The organism is Burkholderia sp. B21-005, assembly GCF_020843965.1.
Classification (GTDB): domain Bacteria; phylum Pseudomonadota; class Gammaproteobacteria; order Burkholderiales; family Burkholderiaceae; genus Burkholderia; species Burkholderia ambifaria.
Genome location: NZ_CP086302.1, coordinates 2,032,382 through 2,049,659 on the forward strand (window position 1 = coordinate 2,032,382; position 17,278 = coordinate 2,049,659).

General features: G+C 63.7%; 20 protein-coding genes and 1 pseudogene. 11 read left to right on the plus strand and 10 right to left on the minus strand.

The window, feature by feature from the left end:
• Positions 1 to 299: 299 nt before the first annotated feature.
• The 5 genes from LMA02_RS25510 (at position 300) to LMA02_RS25530 (ending at position 6,283) form a co-directional block, all read left to right on the plus strand.
• Complete coding sequence (locus LMA02_RS25510) at positions 300 to 593, plus strand: hypothetical protein (protein WP_041491666.1); 294 nt, start codon at positions 300 to 302, stop codon at positions 591 to 593.
• Positions 590 to 1,639, plus strand: a complete 1,050-nt coding sequence (mdtN, locus tag LMA02_RS25515) for a multidrug transporter subunit MdtN (protein WP_228908010.1) — start codon at positions 590 to 592, stop codon at positions 1,637 to 1,639. Before LMA02_RS25510 ends, mdtN begins: the two co-directional genes overlap by 4 nt.
• Positions 1,620 to 3,710, plus strand: coding sequence for an FUSC family protein (locus tag LMA02_RS25520; protein ID WP_228908011.1), 2,091 nt, complete (start codon positions 1,620 to 1,622; stop codon positions 3,708 to 3,710). Before mdtN ends, LMA02_RS25520 begins: the two co-directional genes overlap by 20 nt.
• Positions 3,697 to 5,244, plus strand: a complete 1,548-nt coding sequence (locus LMA02_RS25525) for a TolC family protein (protein ID WP_228908012.1) — start codon at positions 3,697 to 3,699, stop codon at positions 5,242 to 5,244. Before LMA02_RS25520 ends, LMA02_RS25525 begins: the two co-directional genes overlap by 14 nt.
• A gap of 331 nt (positions 5,245 to 5,575) precedes the next feature.
• Complete coding sequence (locus tag LMA02_RS25530; protein WP_228908013.1) at positions 5,576 to 6,283, plus strand: MgtC/SapB family protein; 708 nt, start codon at positions 5,576 to 5,578, stop codon at positions 6,281 to 6,283.
• Positions 6,284 to 6,340: 57 nt separating this feature from the next.
• Here the strand turns inward: LMA02_RS25530 and LMA02_RS25535 are convergent, their stop codons facing one another.
• Positions 6,341 to 7,060 carry an autoinducer binding domain-containing protein gene (locus LMA02_RS25535; RefSeq protein WP_228908014.1) on the minus strand — a complete coding sequence of 240 codons (720 nt, stop codon included), beginning with the start codon at positions 7,058 to 7,060 and terminating at the stop codon, positions 6,341 to 6,343.
• 73 nt (positions 7,061 to 7,133) lie between these two features.
• Here LMA02_RS25535 and LMA02_RS25540 point away from each other — a divergent pair, with 73 nt between their 5' ends.
• The 4 genes from LMA02_RS25540 (at position 7,134) to LMA02_RS25555 (ending at position 9,958) form a co-directional block, all read left to right on the plus strand.
• Complete coding sequence (locus tag LMA02_RS25540) at positions 7,134 to 7,577, plus strand: DUF4902 domain-containing protein (protein ID WP_228908015.1); 444 nt, start codon at positions 7,134 to 7,136, stop codon at positions 7,575 to 7,577.
• Positions 7,578 to 7,784: 207 nt separating this feature from the next.
• A complete protein-coding gene (locus LMA02_RS25545; RefSeq protein ID WP_166724737.1) occupies positions 7,785 to 8,393 on the plus strand; it encodes an acyl-homoserine-lactone synthase in 609 nt (202 codons plus the stop codon).
• A 50-nt stretch (positions 8,394 to 8,443) separates the two neighbouring features.
• The gene (locus LMA02_RS25550; protein ID WP_228908016.1) at positions 8,444 to 9,205 is read left to right on the plus strand and encodes a hypothetical protein; all 762 of its coding nucleotides are present in this window, start codon (positions 8,444 to 8,446) and stop codon (positions 9,203 to 9,205) included.
• Between the two features lie 366 nt (positions 9,206 to 9,571).
• The gene (locus tag LMA02_RS25555) at positions 9,572 to 9,958 is read left to right on the plus strand and encodes a VOC family protein (protein ID WP_228908017.1); all 387 of its coding nucleotides are present in this window, start codon (positions 9,572 to 9,574) and stop codon (positions 9,956 to 9,958) included.
• Between the two features lie 21 nt (positions 9,959 to 9,979).
• Here LMA02_RS25555 and LMA02_RS25560 read toward each other — a convergent pair whose 3' ends face one another.
• From LMA02_RS25560 to LMA02_RS25570, 3 genes are all read right to left on the minus strand, one after another.
• Positions 9,980 to 10,174, minus strand: coding sequence for a hypothetical protein (locus tag LMA02_RS25560; protein ID WP_228908018.1), 195 nt, complete (start codon positions 10,172 to 10,174; stop codon positions 9,980 to 9,982).
• A 421-nt stretch (positions 10,175 to 10,595) separates the two neighbouring features.
• Positions 10,596 to 11,585: a hypothetical protein gene (locus tag LMA02_RS25565; RefSeq protein WP_228908019.1), complete on the minus strand. Its 990-nt coding sequence runs from the start codon at positions 11,583 to 11,585 to the stop codon at positions 10,596 to 10,598.
• Positions 11,586 to 11,597: 12 nt separating this feature from the next.
• On the minus strand, positions 11,598 to 12,269 hold the full coding sequence (locus tag LMA02_RS25570) for a DUF6932 family protein (protein WP_228908020.1): 672 nt from the start codon (positions 12,267 to 12,269) through the stop codon (positions 11,598 to 11,600).
• Positions 12,270 to 12,504: 235 nt separating this feature from the next.
• Between LMA02_RS25570 and LMA02_RS25575 the strand changes: the two genes are divergently transcribed.
• Both LMA02_RS25575 and LMA02_RS25580 read left to right on the plus strand, forming a co-directional pair.
• Complete coding sequence (locus LMA02_RS25575) at positions 12,505 to 13,407, plus strand: HNH endonuclease (RefSeq protein ID WP_228908021.1); 903 nt, start codon at positions 12,505 to 12,507, stop codon at positions 13,405 to 13,407.
• A gap of 53 nt (positions 13,408 to 13,460) precedes the next feature.
• Positions 13,461 to 14,486: a hypothetical protein gene (locus LMA02_RS25580; protein WP_228908022.1), complete on the plus strand. Its 1,026-nt coding sequence runs from the start codon at positions 13,461 to 13,463 to the stop codon at positions 14,484 to 14,486.
• A gap of 187 nt (positions 14,487 to 14,673) precedes the next feature.
• On the opposite strand, the gene LMA02_RS25585 is transcribed toward LMA02_RS25580, so the two are convergent.
• The 6 genes and pseudogenes from LMA02_RS25585 to LMA02_RS25610 form a co-directional block, all read right to left on the minus strand.
• Entirely contained in the window at positions 14,674 to 15,168 is a 495-nt protein-coding gene (locus LMA02_RS25585; RefSeq protein WP_228908023.1) for a DUF2514 family protein, read from the minus strand.
• Complete coding sequence (locus tag LMA02_RS25590; protein ID WP_228908024.1) at positions 15,165 to 15,659, minus strand: glycoside hydrolase family protein; 495 nt, start codon at positions 15,657 to 15,659, stop codon at positions 15,165 to 15,167. The genes LMA02_RS25585 and LMA02_RS25590 overlap by 4 nt, the downstream gene beginning before the upstream one ends.
• Before the next feature lie 2 nt (positions 15,660 to 15,661).
• Complete coding sequence (locus LMA02_RS25595; protein ID WP_228908025.1) at positions 15,662 to 15,946, minus strand: phage holin family protein; 285 nt, start codon at positions 15,944 to 15,946, stop codon at positions 15,662 to 15,664.
• A 55-nt stretch (positions 15,947 to 16,001) separates the two neighbouring features.
• A complete protein-coding gene (locus tag LMA02_RS25600) occupies positions 16,002 to 16,718 on the minus strand; it encodes a hypothetical protein (protein WP_228908026.1) in 717 nt (238 codons plus the stop codon).
• Positions 16,718 to 17,026 (minus strand): hypothetical protein, encoded by a 309-nt coding sequence (locus tag LMA02_RS25605; RefSeq protein WP_228908027.1) that lies wholly within the window; start codon positions 17,024 to 17,026, stop codon positions 16,718 to 16,720. Before LMA02_RS25605 ends, LMA02_RS25600 begins: the two co-directional genes overlap by 1 nt.
• Positions 17,026 to 17,262, minus strand: a pseudogene (locus LMA02_RS25610) (hypothetical protein); the annotation flags it as partial. The pseudogene LMA02_RS25610 and the gene LMA02_RS25605, both read right to left, overlap by 1 nt.
• Positions 17,263 to 17,278 lie beyond the last annotated feature (16 nt).

Consider the following 17,278-nt stretch of genomic DNA (forward strand, 5'->3'; position numbering starts at 1 on the left):
GCAATCCGGCAAGCGCCGCCGCGATTCCCGCTCATTGGCGAACAAACGTCGCCGGCGCGGTTTCGTCTGACGATCCTTTACAGTCCGTCGGCCACCCTGCGAGCGCATCCGCTGGCAGAATCGCGGACCGCGCCACGACCGTACCCGAACGCCCGCCGGGCGCCCCGGCGCGCGCCGCATCGCTGGCGGTCCGCATCCCGCTGCTTTATTATCGGCTCCGTATCGCGGAATCGTCGTCGCGGCAACGAACCGCATTGCGCCGCGCCCGGCATCCCCCCCAACGTCGAGCTCGTCACACCATGAGAAAAACAACGCCGCGCGTACCCCTGCGCGCCGCCGCCGTCCTGGTGCCAGCCCTGCCGCTCGCGGGCTGCACGTCGCGCGGTGCACCGTCGTACGTCCTGTTCGGCGCGTATTTCCCGCTCTGGCTCGTCAGCGCGATCGTCGGCATCGTCGGCGCGATCGTCGCGCACCGCGTGTTCGTCGCGACCGGCTGGGCCGCCACGGTGCCCTACCAGCTCGCCGTCTGCACCGCGATCGGGCTCGTGGTCGCCGTGATCGTATGGCTCACCGGCACGGGGCCGTTTGCATGAAGGCCGCCGGAATCGCCCGCCCCTCCACGAAAGGCCGCGTGATCGCGCTGGCGATCGTCGCGCTCGGCATCGCCGCGCTCGCGTACGCGTACCACCGCACGTCGGCCTACCCGTCCACCGACGACGCGTCGATCGACGCGGACCTCGTCCACGTCGCGTCGCCCGTCGGCGGCCGCATCGTGCGGCTCGCCGTGCACGAGAACCAGCGCGTCGCGAAAGGCGACCTGCTGTATGAAATCGATCCGGTGCCGTACCGGCTGACGGTCGCGCAGGCGCAGGCCGATGTCGAGCTCGCGCGCGCATCGCTCGACACGCGCCGCCGGTCGCTGATCGGCGAGCATTCGAACGCGGCGGTCGCCGCCGAGCAGGTCAAGCGCGCGACGCAGAATTACGATCTCGCGACGCGCGACGTGAACCGGCTCGCGCCGCTCGCCGCGCAGGGCTACGTCAGCGCGCAGCAGTTCGACCAGGCGAAGGTCCGGCAGCGCGACGCGGCCGTGTCGCTCGCGCAGGCGCAGGAACAGCGGCGATCGTCCGCGCAGACGATCGGCGACGATGCCGACGCGATCGCGACGCTCCATGCGCGCGAAGCCGCACTCGCCCGCGCGCAGCACGCGCTCGACGATACGGTCGTGCGCGCACCGCACGACGGGCTCGTGACAGGCCTGACCGTGCTTGCCGGCGAAACCCTCGCGCCGAACCAGTCGATCTTCACGCTGATCGACGCAAGCGAATGGTTCGCGGTCGGCAATTTCCGCGAGACGTCGCTGAATCGCATCGCGGTCGGCGATTGCGCGACCGTCTATTCGATGATCGACCGCAGCCGTGCGCTGACGGGCAAGGTGGTCGGCATCGGCGCGGGCATCGCGGACAGCGATCGCATCAACCTGCCGCGCGCGCTGCCGATCGTGCAGCGTTCGGTAAACTGGGTGCATGTCGCGCAGCGCTTCCCCGTGCGCGTGAAGCTCGACGAACCCGACGGCAAGCTCGTGCGTGTCGGCGCGAGCGCGATCGTCGAGGTCCGGCATGGCTCAGCCTGCCGCTGACGTCCGCGCGCCGGGCCCGCGCGAAGTCCTGCGATTGCTCGCGCCGTTTCCGGGGCGCACGTCGATCGCCGTGCGGGTCGCACTGATCTGCGCGCTGACCGTGCTCGTGACGAGCGCGTACGGTACGCCCGAAGCCGCGCTGTCCGCCTACGTCGTGTTCTTCATGATCCGCGCCGACCGCGTGACGAGTATCGTGCTCGCGGCGGCGCTGCTGCTGATCGTCACGATCGTGATCGGGCTCGTGCTCGGCGTCGCGATCTTCAGCATCGACTATTCGATCCTGCGGGTCGCGTGCATGGCCGTGCTGTCGGTCGGGCTGCTGTACCTGACGTCGGCCAGCAAGCTGCGCCCCGTGGGCGCGATCCTCGCGATGATCGTCGGCTTCGGGCTCGACCAGCTCGGCCTCGCGCCGTTTGGCGAAGCCGCGACCCGCGCGCTGCTCTATATCTGGCTGACGATCGCGATTCCGGTCGGCGTTGCGATCGTCGTCAACCTGCTGATCGCGCCGTCGCCGCGCCGGCTCGCGCTCGCGCAGATCGCGAAGCGACTGCGGCTCGCCGCGCGGCGGCTGCGCGGCGACGACGACGCGTGCGCGGCGTTCGACGCCAGCCTGCGCGAAGGCGACAAGCAGTTGCTGACGTGGCTCAAGCTGTCGAAACTCGAAGGCTCGTCGAGCGCCGCCGACGTTGCTGCACTGCGACAGGCGATTGCGTCGAGCACGGCGCTGATGGTCGGCGTCGCGCTGACCGATCGCGAACCCGACGCGCGGCTGCCCGCCGCGTTCGCCGCACCGATCGCGGCCACGCTCGACGAGATGGCGGCCATTCTCGAGCGCGGCGGCTATCCGGTCGACGTGACGCTCGCGCTGCCGCCGCTCGATGCACTGCTGCCGCTCGCGCGCGTCGCCGCGACCGATCTCCATGCGGCGATCACGCGCTTCGCGGAACCAGGCGCGGCGGCCGATACGACTGCACCCGTGCCAGCCGCCCCCGTCAGCGCGTCCGCTGCCGCCCGCCCCGAGCCCGTCGCCTCGCCGGCGCCGGCGCCGCGCGGCGGCTTCTTCCTGCCGGATGCGCGCAGCAATCCCGATCACATCCGCTATGCGCTGAAGACGACCGCCGCGGCCGTCTTCTGCTATCTGCTGTATTCGCAGCTCGACTGGTCGGGCATCCATACGTGCGTCGTCACCTGCTACATCGTGTCGCTCGGCTCGACCGCCGAGACGGTCGAGAAGCTCACGCTGCGGATCGTCGGCTGCATCGTCGGTGCGCTGCTCGGCACCGCGGCGCTCGTGTTCGTCGTGCCTGCGCTCTCGTCGATCGGTCAGCTGATGGCGCTGGTGTTCGCCGGCGCGTGGCTGTCCGCGTGGGTCGCGTTCGGCTCGCCGCGCATCGGGTACGCGGGCTTCCAGATCGCGTTCGCGTTTTTCCTGTGCGTGATCCAGGGCGCCGGCCCCGGCTTCGACCTGACGATCGCGCGCGATCGCACGATCGGCATCCTGCTCGGCAACGTCGTCGTGTATCTCGTATTCACGCGCATCTGGCCCGTCAGCATCGGCAAGCAGATCGACGTCGCGCTCGCCGCGCTGCTCGAGCAGTGGCGCCGCGTCGTGCAGGTCGCGCAGCCGGCCGAACGCCGCACGCTCGCCGCCGAAGCCTTCGCGCGCCACGGCGCGATCGCGCAGGAGCTCGGCCTCGTCCACTACGAACCGTCGTGGGTACGCCCCGCCGCCACGTGGCTCGCCACCCGGCGCCGCGCACTCGCGGAACTCGGTGCGCTCGAAGGCCCGCTGTTCCTGCTCGCCGAGCGCGCGCCGGGCGACGCGGCGATCGGCGCGCGGCTCGCGCGCGTGGTCGCGCTGCGTGACGGCGACCCGGCTGCCGACACCGCTGCGCCGGCGCCGCCGTCGACAGCAAGCGCGGCAACCATGCCGGCCCCGCCGCCGGCCACCGAGCCCACCGACCCTGCACGCGACGCGCTGCTGAACCTGATCGACACGCGGCTCGCGCACATCGCCGACGCCGCGCGTCAAGCCACCCCGAAGGAGCCTGCCCCTCATGCGCGTCCCTGAACCGCCGGCCGCGTCGATCGCCGCCGCCGCGCTCGCGACTGCCGTCGCGCTGGCCGGTTGCGCAACGTCGTCGATCGATCTGGCGCCGGACGCACCCGATCGCCCGTGGCAGCCGCAAACGTCGGCCGCGGGCGACATCGTGCCGGCCCCGCCGCTCGCGTCCGCGCAACGCGCACCGCACGACTACACGCTGCCGGCCTCGCCCGCGCTCGCATCGGTGTCGCCGCCCGCCGCGCTCGATGCCGCGCATCCCTACACGCTGCCCGAGCTGATCGACCTCGCCGAATCGACGAACCCGCTGACCCGCATCGCGTGGAACGACGCGCGCAACGCGGCGCTCGCGGTCGGCATCGCGAAGGCCGCGTACCTGCCGAACCTGTCCGCGACCGCGATGGGCGCGTACCAGACGAGCCACGGCTCGACATCCACGATCCTCGGCGACGCGTCGAGCAACACGACCGTGCACGGCACGATTTCGGCGCTGTCGCTGCAATGGCTGCTGTTCGATTTCGGCGGCCGCGCGGCGCGCGTCGAGGCGGCCGAACAGGCGTCGGTCGCGTCGAACGTCGCGTTCACGGCCGTGCATCAGCAGGTGATCCACGACGTGACGGTCGCGTACTACCGCTACGAAGCCGCCCGCTCGCGCGCGGCCAGCGCGCAGCAGGGCCTGGCGAACGCCGACGCGATCCTCGCGGCGTCCCGCGCACGGATGAAGCAAGGCGTCGGCACCGTCGTCGAACTCGCCCAGGCGACGCAGAACCGCGCGCAGGCGAATCTCGCGCTGGTGCAGGCAAACGGCGCGCAAACCGACAGCTACCTCGCACTGGTTTCCGCGCTCGGCATCTCGCCGCTGTCGAAGCCGTCGATCGCCGCGCTGCCGAAGCGGCCGCTGCCGCCCGCGCTCGCTTCGTCGGTCGACGCGATCGTGTCGGATGCGATCGCACGCCGTCCCGACCTGCAGGGCGCGTATGCGCTCGAGCAGGCCAACCGCGCGAAGATCAAGGCCGCGGAAGCCGCGTTCATGCCGAAGATCTTCCTGTCCGCGTCGACGTCCTATGCCAGCGGCGGCACGGCGATCTCCGCGCTGCCCGCGATCGGCGACCAGGCGCCGACCGTCAACCTGAACGGCAGCCGCTACGGCGGCGGCGTGTTCCTCGGCGTGACGATCCCGCTATACGATGGCGGCCTGCGCTCGGCGGTGCTGATGCAGGCACGCAACGATGCGCAGAGCGCGTCCGCGCGCCTCACGCGGACCAAGGAGGAAGCCGTCCGCCAGGTCGTCGCCGCGCAGAATGCGGTGCAGACGAGCCTCGCATCGCACGACGCGGCAAAGGCGCTCGTCGACGCCGCGCAGACGAGCTACGACGCGGCGCTGACCGCGTACCGGAACGGCGTGGGCTCGGTCACCGATGCGACGATCGCGCAAAGCCAGCTGCTCGCGGCCCGCAACGCGGAAGTCGACAGCTACGCCGGCGCGCTGTCGGCCGCCGCCGCGCTCGCGCTCGCGACGGGGACGATCGGGTCGTCGCAGTAACCGTCGCAGTGAGGCGCCGGCCGTGCGCGGCCGGCCGCCAAACCGGTTGACGTGTGCGCGGGCGGCCTACTAGAATGCCGCCCATTCTTCCTTCAGGAACCATCGTGGACAGTTGCAGCACTCCGTTGCGTGCGCCGCTTGCCGCCTGAACGCCTGTCCGACGCAGTTCTCCTGCCGCGGCTCGCGTTCCGCGAGCCCGCACGCCTCCCGTTTCACACTGAATGACGCATTCGCGCGGTACATTGCCGCGCGATGACGGCCATGGTGCCGCGTTCGGCATCGCGCCGACGCGACGCGGGCCGGCATGCGCTCATTGCACGGCAGGACACTCATGACTCTCGATTTCGCACTCCGTCTTTTCACCGCGTTCGCCTGCGGCGTCGCGATCGGCCTCGAACGCCAGATGCGCCAACGCACGGCGGGCCTGCGCACGATCACGCTCGTCGCGAGCGGCGCATGCCTGTTCGTCACGCTCGGCGTGCTGACCGGCAACGGCGTGGCCGGCGTCACGCAGATCGCCGCCTACGTCGTGTCGGGCGTCGGCTTTCTCGGCGGCGGCGTGATCATGCGCGACAAGGGGTCGATCCAGGGCATCAACACGGCCGCGACGCTGTGGTGCTCGGCCGCCGTCGGCGTGCTGGCCGGCTCCGGCCACTACGTGCCGGCGCTGGCCGGCACGGGCGTCGTGCTGCTCACCAACACGGTACTGCGCGGCGTCAGCCAGGCGATCAACGCGACCCCCGTGTCGAATGCCGATCTCGTGCGCGAATACCAGATCACCGTGATCTGCCTCACCTCGGACGAAGTGCACATCCGCACGCTGCTGTCGAATTCGATGTATGCGAAACCGCTGTCGTTCCAGAGCCTGACCAGCGAGGACGTGCCCGAGCAGCCGGACCGGCTGAAGGTGACCGCGACGCTGAAGCTGCATCCGAAGGATCAGCAGAAGCTCGAGCAGATCGCGAGCCGGATGAGCATGGAGAAGAGCATTTCCAGCGTGAGCTGGACCGCGAAGGAAGCGGAGCCGCTGATGGAGTGAGCGGCAGCGGCCGCTCGTGCGATCCTGCGGCAGGATCGCCCCGCCGCCGGTGCCGCGTCAGGGCGTGTCGATGAGTCCGGCCGCGATCGCCTTGACGACCGCCTGGACCTTGTTCGTCGCGCCGAGCTTCTCGAGGATGTTGTTCACGTGGAAGTTGACCGTGCGCTCCGAGATGCTGAGGATCTGGCCGATCTCGCACGCGGTCTTGCCTTCGGCCGTCCAGCACAGCACCTCGCGCTCCCGCGCGGTCAGCGTGACGCTCGACTCGGGCGACAGCTTCGGCACCATGAAGCGGCTCATCAGCGAATGCGACAGGTTCGCGAGCCAGTTCGTCTGCAGCGTCAGCATGTTGATCTCGGCCGGCGTGAGCCGGTCCGCATGGCGTGCGATGCTCAACAGTCCGAACGCGCCGCGCGCCGCCCAGCTCGACTGCGCAACGCCCACCGACAGCCCGTAGTCGCGCGCGTCCTGCCACAACGGGCACGGATCGATCCGGTCGACGTCCGGCCACACGATCATGTTGGTGCTCAGCGCGCCGTCGCGAACCGTCGAATCGATCTCGATGTAGTTCTGCGCCTGGTAGCGCGCCATCCAGCCGTCCGGATAGGTATTGAAGATCGCGACGGCCGGCTTCGATACGGGCAGCGGCACGCGAATGCCATAACAGCAATATTCGAAGCCGAGGCGTTTAGAATAGGCAGCGATCCGCTGGAAGAGCTGCTGCTCGTCTTCCGCGGCACTGAATTGTTGGTAGGCATCCTGCCAGCGTAATTCCATTATTTCTCCGACAACGTCACGCTGTCATACCTGTCAGGTGCCAGCGCCGGTTCGGGGCTGATACATTCCGCGCATGACTTCACCTTTGTTGCACCCGGTCCGCGGCCCGTCTCCGGACGGCTACGTACGGCTGTCCGAAAACGCACTGGCCGCGCTCGCGCTCGACCATGTCGCCAGCGACCTCGACGCATCGCTGCTCGCGGAACTGCGCGACAGCGCCATCGACGCACGCCTGGCCGGCTACACCGAATGGCACCGCCCGGCCAGTGCCGGCGTCGCATATCTGACGGTCGGCTGGGACTGGTATCTCGACCGTGCAACGGGCACGTTCGTGATCGCGGGCGGCGACGTCCGCAGCAACATCATGGCTGTGGACACCAACGGCGCCGACCTCGGCATGTTCCGCACCGCCGCCGCGCTCGCCGCGCGGCTGGCAGGCATCGACTGGCCGGCCGCCGTCGCATCGGCGCTGCTCGGTCGCAACGACACCTATCATGCCGGCCCCACGCTCCAGTGACAATCGGCCACGCTTTCCTCTGACATTTCCGCAAGACTGGCGCTCTTTATAAGCAAAAGCCGCCCGTATTTCAATCCCGCCGATCAAGAAACCGTTACCACCGGTCAAATCGCGTCGGCGCGCGTCTACCTGTAAGAGTTACCAGTTACCGCCTCCTCGGGACGCGCGCTGTAATGCGTGCATACCAAAGACCAATCCGAGGACACCATGCGAACCTTCGTTCACGAGGAAGGGCGGTTGCCACACGAACTAGCAGCGGATCTCGGGCGCTATCGGCGCCGCGTATTCGTCGAACAGCTCGGTTGGGCGCTTCCGTCGGCGAACGAGAGTTTCGAGCGCGATCAGTTCGATCGCGACGATACCGTCTACGTGTTCGCGAGAAACGCCGTGGGCGACGTGTGCGGATGTGCGCGCCTGTTGCCGACCACCCGCCCGTATCTATTGAAGTCGCTGTTCGCCGACCTGATCGCCGAAGACGTCGCGCTGCCGCAATCGGCTGCCGTCTGGGAGCTGTCGCGGTTCGCGGCAACCGGCGACGAAGGCGGTCCGGGCAATGCCGAGTGGGCCGTCCGCCCGATGCTCGCCGCGGTCGTCGAATGCGCGGCGCAGTTGGGCGCGCGGCAGCTGATCGGCGTGACGTTCGCGAGCATGGAGCGGCTGTTCCGCCGGATCGGCGTGCACGCGCACCGGGCAGGCCCGCCGAAGCAGGTGGACGGTCGTCTGGTTGTCGCGTGCTGGATCGACATCGATCCGCAAACGTTTGCTGCACTTGGAATCGAGCCGGGACGGGCCGCCCGGCAAGCCATCGCCGCCTGAGCCGGAACGCGCGTAGTCCGGCCGCGGCATCGTAACGAAGGAGAACCACCTTGGACCAGTCTCAGGTCTTTCGCGCGATGATGCCCGGCTTGACGGGTGCCGGCGGCGCCCGCATCGCAGTCGCCTACCCGTCGTTTCCGCGGCCGCTGCCGCTCGTGCGGCTCGATCGCCGCGGCCTCGTGTTCCGGGCGGCCGGCGCAGCGCCGCTCGTTTGCGGGCTGCCGCGCGCGGCGACGCTGCTGGTCGCCGACGAGCCGCTCTGCTCGCTGCGCCTCGTGATCCGCGACATCGCCGCTGCCGACGATGGCCGGCACGACCTCACGATGCAGCCGTCCGGTGCCGCCGGCGACGAACTGCTGTGGCACGCGCTACGCGAGCGCGAACCGTACCGGCAGATCCGGCAGCCGCTCGCGCCCGTCGACGCGGCCATCGCACCGAACGGCGAGCCGCAGGCCGTCGGCGACACCACCCAGCGTCCGTCGCGCAGCGCGGCATTCCGTCTGCGCAGCCACAGCGATGCGCTGTTCTTCGCCGACTGGCTCGAATATCACTTCGACGAGCTGCGCGCGCTGTCGCAGCAGCACGGGCCGCAACTGCAGCTCAACCAGCTGCAGCGACAGGTCGCCGACGACGGCGTGGGCGTGCGCTTCCTCTACGACATCGACGGACACGCGACGCGGCATGCGCTGACCGACTGCGCGCGCGAGGCCTGCGCGTGGATCGAGATGGAAATGCGCGACAAGTACGCGGTGCCGGTTGCGCAGGAGCGGTTCGGCGCATTCGCCGCGCACGCGCGGGCAGGCGGCAAGTGAGCATGTGAGAGTGACGGCGGCCGCGCGGATACGCGGCGGCCGGTGGATCGAAGAACCATTGCTCCGTGACAGGACATGTCGGATCTCGGGAAGGGCCGCGACACGCGGTGCCCTGCCCTTGCCAGGAAAGGCCGTCAGCGCTGCGTTGCACAATTACAACTAGGGCTTGCCATTCCTCGGGTTTTCCCTTAAAGTTGCATCTGTCTCCTCCATGTCTCCAAACATGGATTCAGCCCGCTCCAGTAGCGGGCTTTTTCTTGCCTGCGTGATTTATCGGGGACATATCAAAACCCCCTGCCATCCGGCACATTCACCGCGCCCCAGCGGCTTATCATCGGCGAACCGTCACGCACAGCCGACGTCGTCATGCACACTCACCTGCGCATTGCCCGCCCCGTCGCCGACCTCGCCCGCACAGAGCGTATGTACCGCGACGCGTTCGAATTGTCGGTACTCGCGCGCTTCGACGATCACGACGGCTTCTCCGGCATCATGCTCGGACGCGAAGGGCTCGGCTACCACTTCGAATTCACACACTGCCTGGCGCATCCGGTCGCACCATCGCCCACGCCTGAAGACCTGATCGCCTCCTATCTGCCCGACCACGGTGCCTGGGAAGCCGCATGCGCACGCGCAGCCGCGCACGGCTTCATGCGCGTGGCGTCGTTCAATCCGTATTGGGATGCATCCGGACAGACGTTCGAGGACACCGACGGCTACCGGATCGTCCTGCAGAACGCGGAATGGCGTTGACGGGCAGGCATGCCCGAATCGTTACGCGCTGAGATCGGCGGCGGGGCGAACAGTCAGCACGTGCGCGACAAACAGCATATGCCGTCGCAACACATGCCCTTGCTGCAACGCGGGATGATCACCGAGATCGCGTGCGTCGGAATGTACTTCGAAGCGTGCGATAGTTGCCCGTGCATCGGCAACCGACATCGGGCCGCGCGCGAGCCATGCGGTCACGTCGGGATCTGAACGCATCGCCACCAGCGCGCCGGGCGCCGGCGACGCAACGTCAAGCGTTCGGTTTCGATCTTCAATGGCGCGGTCAACGGTGATCGGGATGTACAGGGAGCACGGGAGGCGTCAGACCGCACGCACGCGATTTCGATAGCGCAGTAACGAGCCCGAATGCAAAGCGAAGGAGTGAGGCAATCGCGATCGACGCCCGCACCGGCAAGGAACGTCGACGGTCACAAGCACCGACGACGAGAAATGAATGCAGCGGGACGCATCGCCCCGCCCGGCGTTCGCCGAATGCGCGCGCGGCGCCCGTTCGGGCGCCCGCGCGTCGAACGCGCTTACTCGTTCTCTTCGAAGTAATGTTCGTGGCTTATCAGTCGGGGGCAAAATATCATACCTACGCCAAACGTTACGCCGACCTCTAAGGCGATTGGTCGCCACCTGGCTTTGGTTCTATCGCCTGGACCAACCGAGCTAGCGAATATGCAGTTCTCGGCGCGCGGCCACGCTCGCGAATCGTCCGCACTTTAAGAAGCACTCGCCACGGCTGACGCGGGATCTCGCGAGGATCGATCGGCGACATGCCCAGTTCCGGCTGCCCTTCCAGTTGGCGCATAACATCTCTAGATACCGGGCCGCTAACTACAGCAGCAAGCCCGTCAATCGACGTGTGCATATCAAACCGTCTGGAGTCCGGCAGTAGGAACAAGTCCCCCTCGAATTGTTGCCCGGACTCCTCGATTTCCATCGCGTCGGTACGCGAGCGCGCACGACTAATCGACGCACGATCCAGCAGAAAATCACGTTCAGATTCGACGATACGAACGGTCGCCTCCCCGTCATCTAATCGACGGAAAAACTTCCGAAGCGAAACAAGAATTCGACTGTCCAACGATTCGCTTGCCGTCTCAAAATCACGCTCGTCGACCGACCCAATTTGCCCCAGCAGTTCCGCCACCTCATCCACTACGTCCTTGAGTACCGTGTCGATAAGTGCAGTTTCGCCGCCCGCTTCTTCGAGAACAAAGCCGAATGAACCGCGCGCTACATCAGTAACCAGCATTTGCGCGTTTCCGCGCAGTGGAATTCGACCGCGATCCGGCAGCTGGCCAAGTTCACGGGTAGCAAGACACTTCTTGATCAACTCTTGAACATCTTCAAGGGCGCCTCCGGCGAAATCAGCATCGATACCATACGAACCATGTACCGGACCTCCGCCAAAAAACACCGCAAGCGACGCTTGCGTATCGGGTACATCTGCTAGGCGGGCGAGTTCTTCCTCAATGTCTTGGCGCCGTGACTCGTACTGCAAGAATCCCGTCGGATCCTCATCCATTGAGCGGGCTCCGAGCAGTCCCTGCACCGACGTCAGATCGGCGACTAACGCATCACGTTTCAGCTTCTTAAGCATGCCCTCTCCCTCCTACCCCAATACCCCGGCGACAACGGCATCGTTGTCGTCAGAGTCGAGTGGCACGTTGACCATTCCCTTCCAGAGAAAGGTCTCTCGCTGGTGAGAAAACAGCCCGCTCCAATATCGCACATCGTCCACCAACAGATGTGGCGGCTTGTGAAGATCGATGAAAAAGGCTTCGCAGTGCAGCCTCTGCTTCAGGGCCCGTGTATCGAATAGTCCTCGATTTTGCGTGCACCATTGGCCGAACAGTTGGGCGTCAAGCAAGTGCGTCGGACGGTACGCATATGTGACCACATCGATGTCGCCCGGGGGACGCCCACGCGTCGCCTCGACGTTCTCGGAAAAGCTGCCATTGAGCCATTGGTAGCCAGCAACGAATCCGTTCGCACGAAGCTCAGCTCGATATGTTCTCAGACCACGGAGTATCTCGCGGCGTTCGTCTGAGTGACCGAAACGCAGAACATATTCCGAAAACGTAGCAACATATGGAGAACATGCGGCGCGCTTTGTCGGTGTGTCACCTACAAACGGTGGCAATACCATAGACGCGTTGAATTCTGGTATCACAGAACTATCACCCCGGTCGTGGTCTTTATTTTTCGGGCGCATCGGAGGCCTAGCCGTGCGCTCGTTGAGCGTCCGTTGCTCTGAGTATTCCCGCGGCGGATTGTAGCTCATCGAGACCACATTAGTCGTGACAGCGACACGTAGCATCATTGCTTCAATTCGATGGTACTGTATAAAAACACAGTTGTCACCTCGACGAACCTTCCGACAATTGCGACTCCGACCCGAACCAATCTTGGTGCATACGCCTCCATTCGCACCTGCTCGGCGTGATCTGCCCCTTCCACCCATGAGGAAAGCGAGGTAACGTCTCACGAACACAACAATCTCGGCGGGCTACGGGGCAATGGAGTTCTACTGGGTAAACGTCGGACAGACGATCAATGAGGTTCTCAGCGGCAACTTCCTCTGGGCGCCAGACCATACCGTCACGCAATCCGGAAAGGTGCATCACTTGGAGCACTGGGACAATGTTGCGGCAGTGAGGACCGGTGACTTGATCTTCTGCTGCCATAGCCAACGCATCTCTCACATTGCGAAGGCCGTTGCGCCCTCGTATTCGGCTCCGAAGCCTCCGAGTCGCTCCTTCGCCGAATGGAATCCAGACGGGCATCGAGTGGACGTCGAATTGTTAGAACTAAAGACCCCGCTGCTTCGCGACGAGGTCTCCGGCGAGTACATGTTACGGTTTGACGAGCGCACTTCACCCTCTCTGTTCACGAGTATGGGTACTCTCAAGCAAATATACATGGCACATTTGCCGCAAGACGCCGGCACCTACTTGCTCGAAGCATCCGGGATGATAGATCGTTTCGAAGACGCCCTATTATCGAACAGCGGAAACGGGCAGAAGATGTCAAAGACGACTCGCGATGCAATCGTGAAAGCCCGCATTGGCCAGGGAAAATTTCGAGCAGATTTGCTCAAGAGATGGAACAATCAATGTTCACTTACGGGTCTGTCAAACACTGACCTGCTCGTCGCATCGCACATTCACGCTTGGAGCTTGAGCACAAACAACGAGCGGATCGACCCTGATAACGGGCTACTGCTCGCCCCGCACATTGATCGACTCTTCGACAAAGGGCTGATCTCCTTTGATCACGAAGGGCTCCTCTTAATTGGGCCGACCCTATCTTCTCATGATCAAGAGTTGTTCGCACTCGATAGGTACACATCCCTAAGAAAAATTACCACTGGAAACCGTACGTATCTGGCCCGCCATCGAACGCGATTTAAATTCGCGTAGCGACCAAAAAATCTCAAAGACCGCTCAATATCAAAAACAGACAAATAATTGACATGACCGAAATCCTAAAAATCACCGTCGAAAATCAAGATGTCAACCTACCCGTTACAAAAAAGACGCTTGGAGATTTCATTTCCGGCCTACTGGGCCAACCTCAGACATTAGTAAAAACGGATGAAGTTGCATTCACCGTCGATCACGCCTGGCTGATTCACATAGTTTCCCTCATCACGCAGCGCGTCGCACAACAAAACTTGGCGGAGCCACTTACGTTCGAAGCCACGATAGACTACCGTGGGGGGCTCACGCGAAAGGTTTCGACATTCCCCGCCTTTGAGCACTTTTCCGAAACGCAGAACGTCGTATGCGTTGGCGTAAAACTCGATATATCGCTCCTGGTTCAATTCCCCGGGAAAAATCATGCAGAAAAGCAACAAATCACAGTAACCCTCAAAACAAATGAGAGAGAGAAATCAATAATCGATAATCTTTTCTCTAAAAACATAATAACCGGTCAAATGAATCTCGAAATTCGCCACACGGAGCGCACCTGGGCGGATGATATGCTAAACCTCATCTCAAAGGAATTTGAACTAGTTCAAACCCACGAAAATAAAATAAAGAAATTCCTGAGAAAAATTTACGTCCCAATCACCGGCGCCCTGTTTCCAATATTCATTCTTGTCGGCATGGCGATCAGCACATTTCGCTCAAAAACGAACACCAACATTGCCGATCAAATTGACAATTTGTCAAAGATTTCTCAATCAAGTCCAGATATTTTAAACAAAAAACTTGATGCACTACTTTCTTTTGCAAAATTCCAAATTGACAACCAACGATTCGGATTCATCCCACCCCTTATTGCTTCAATCGGCGTTGGCACATTTGTAGTAATAATCGGATCAACTCTTGCCGCACCAACACCATCATTCATTCTCCTATCCCGAGCGAGCGAGAAGAACAAGTCCGATGTGGAAAAAAAGCTGAATCGCAATCTGCTCTTGACACTCGGTTCCGCGATAGTAACCGTAGCACTTGCAATAGTCGCAAATTACATTTACGACAAGTTAAAATAGAGCCCCTCGCGAAGCATAGCTACAGGACCAAGGCAGTGCACTTTTGTCCGCGAGCGCGTGACGGCGGAGCCCGTCACCTGCCCGAGCTCACCGCGCCAGATGGACGCCGGATTGTGCTGGAGGCGATCACACTTCGGAAACTCCTAAACGTTAGCGTCAAGGTCGCCTCCGAATCACGATAGCGCTCCTATCGCGATGCATCGGGGTGCACAACGACGGTCAACGCATCGTAGCTTTGCTCGCACTGCTGGCCGGCGATGCCTCGCTCGTCAGCGATCTTCGCCAGCTCTCCCGCGCGCTCGTCAACCCGGCCGAACAGGTTGGCAAGCAAATCGAGGGCGTCGCCGGTTGCCGAGCTTCCGGCCGCAGCACCGGCAAGTCGCGCGTTGCCAACGAGTGCGGCGATCTGCTTACGCAGGCCGTCAGCAGCACCATCGGCAATAGCAGCGTCGGCGCGTGCCTGATCACGTTCTTTCGCAGCATTGGTTGCGATCTCCTGTTGAGCCGCCAGCCGGCGGCCAAATTCGTCACGTTCGGCCCGCAGATCATCGATCTGCTTCGCCTGATCGGCGACCTTGGCGGACTGGTCCGCATCCCGGTGCCCCTTGAAGTACCCGCCCGCCGAACCGGTGATGACGCCGGCGACGACGAGCAGCCAGATACGCGGATCGATCCATGTCATACGACCGCCTCCCCGCCGGCCGCGCGGTACGCGGCCAGCAAATGTTCGATCTTGTTTTCGTGCTGGCCGTACCCAGCCCCCGGCAGACTGGCCCATACATTCGAGATCTTCGCCACCGCCTCGCGGAACCGGCCGGCGTCGATCAAGGGCAATGCGCCGTGCTCGCGCATCTGCTGCAGCGCGTACCGGTCCTGCGAGACCGGCCCGAAGTCGGGAAGCTTCATCTGCGCCTGATAGATCCGCCACCAGCGCGCGAGGATCTGATAGCGGCCGGCGGCCGTCGACGGTACCGGGATCTGCCGATTGAGCACGTTCGGATGCGTCGCATAGCCGGAAAACAGCAGCGGGCGCGACGGCGTCGAGCCGACGAGCACGTCGTAGCCATCGTCCGACTTCGCCAGTAGATCGGAGCCGATCTCGCTCACGGCAATCATGTCGAGAAAGGCGACGCGATTCCGACCGCCGGCACCGGTAACAGTGATACGCGCCATCGTCACTTCTCCCCGAACAGTCGCTTCGCGTTCCGACGCAGCAGTACCTCGAGGTACTGCGACCCGATGATGCCGAGCGCACTGCCGAGACCGAGCAGCGCGATCGGTGGCAGATCCGGGATCTGCAGCAAAGCCAAACCCGCAACCATCGAGGTTGCCGAACCAAGCACTGCGCGCCCCGCTACAAGCCGGAACGTCAAATGCTCGCTACCCACCAAAACCTTCGCAATGCCAATCAGTCCACCCATGAGAATCAACTCCAAGATCGTCTTTTCGTGCTCTTGCATTACCGCTCCCCGTTTCCTGCCCCGTAAAAAGAAAGGCCGCCAATTTGGCGGCCCATCACACAATCCCCGTCGCATCCAGCACCATGAAGCGCGAATGCCATTGCTCTCTAAATCCCGACCAGTTCGGCTTTCTCCCGCCTCCGTACATTGTTGTGCCCCACGAAACCGTATTTCCGCTCACGCGAATCGAGCTCAGTTCGCCCCCTGCCGGGTCGTAGCTCCACGCCTGACGGACCGGGTAAATCCCCGACACGATGACCGGGACACCGTAAGTCCGCGATTCCCACGTAGCACCAGGTGCGCCCAGCGTCGCCCATCCCGTTCCCGGCAGATACTCGTTGTAGATCACATCAAGCACGCGCAGAAACGGCTTCGAGGAATCGGCTATCAACTCCCCGCGCTCGTTGAAAACCTGCAGCCCGAACTTTCCGGCCACCGGCGGCACACGATCAAACAGGAAGAAGGAGACCGTGCAGGCACGCTCAGTGATAAACGTCAGCGTGTACGTGCTACCGCTTCGCGCTGTGCGCCATACCGTGACCCCAACCCCGTCAGACGCATACACGCCGTACATTGGTCCTGCCGTTGAATTGAAGGTGAATGAAACATTCGGCAACGTCGTGTAGAACGCCTTTCCGGCATCATTGAGCGCCAACTGAAGCACCCCATCCGCCGAGTTTGCCGACATCGCCTGTACCATTTGATAGTTCGGGGTCGAGCCGTCTATCTGATACACACCCGTATCGGTGAACGCTTGAAAACCTGCACTCATCAATACACCCCGAAAACGATCCAGCCCGGAACCTTCACATATGCGTTCGAACCGCTAGCGTTCGCGCTGTAACGCCAACTGACGCCGAACCTATCGATCGAAACAACGGGCGACGGCTCCGCACCGGACACACGATAAAAAATCTGATCGGGCATAAAAGCCCAAAACGGTTCCCCACCGGACATATCCGCCCCCACACCGCCGTCATCTCCTCCCGTATGCACGACGCCGATCACTCGCCCTGCACGCGACTTCGCGTCGAGAACCAGACGGCCGGCGCCGTCAAAAATCTGAAGTCCGGCCGTCATCACCACATCCCCATGCGCACACGCAACACGCCGTTACCGTCATAAACACGGACGCTGCTACCGTCCATCACCAGCCGATTCCCGCTCCCGTCAGATGCGTTGATCTCGAACCAGCCGCTCTTATCGAGCCGCCAACCCTGCCGACCTGCGATGTAGTTGTCGGACTGGATGTAGCTGCCGATCATCGCGTTCGTGATCCAGCCCGCGCCGATGAGCGCCTGGCGAATGAACACCTGCTGTTCGTCACGCTTC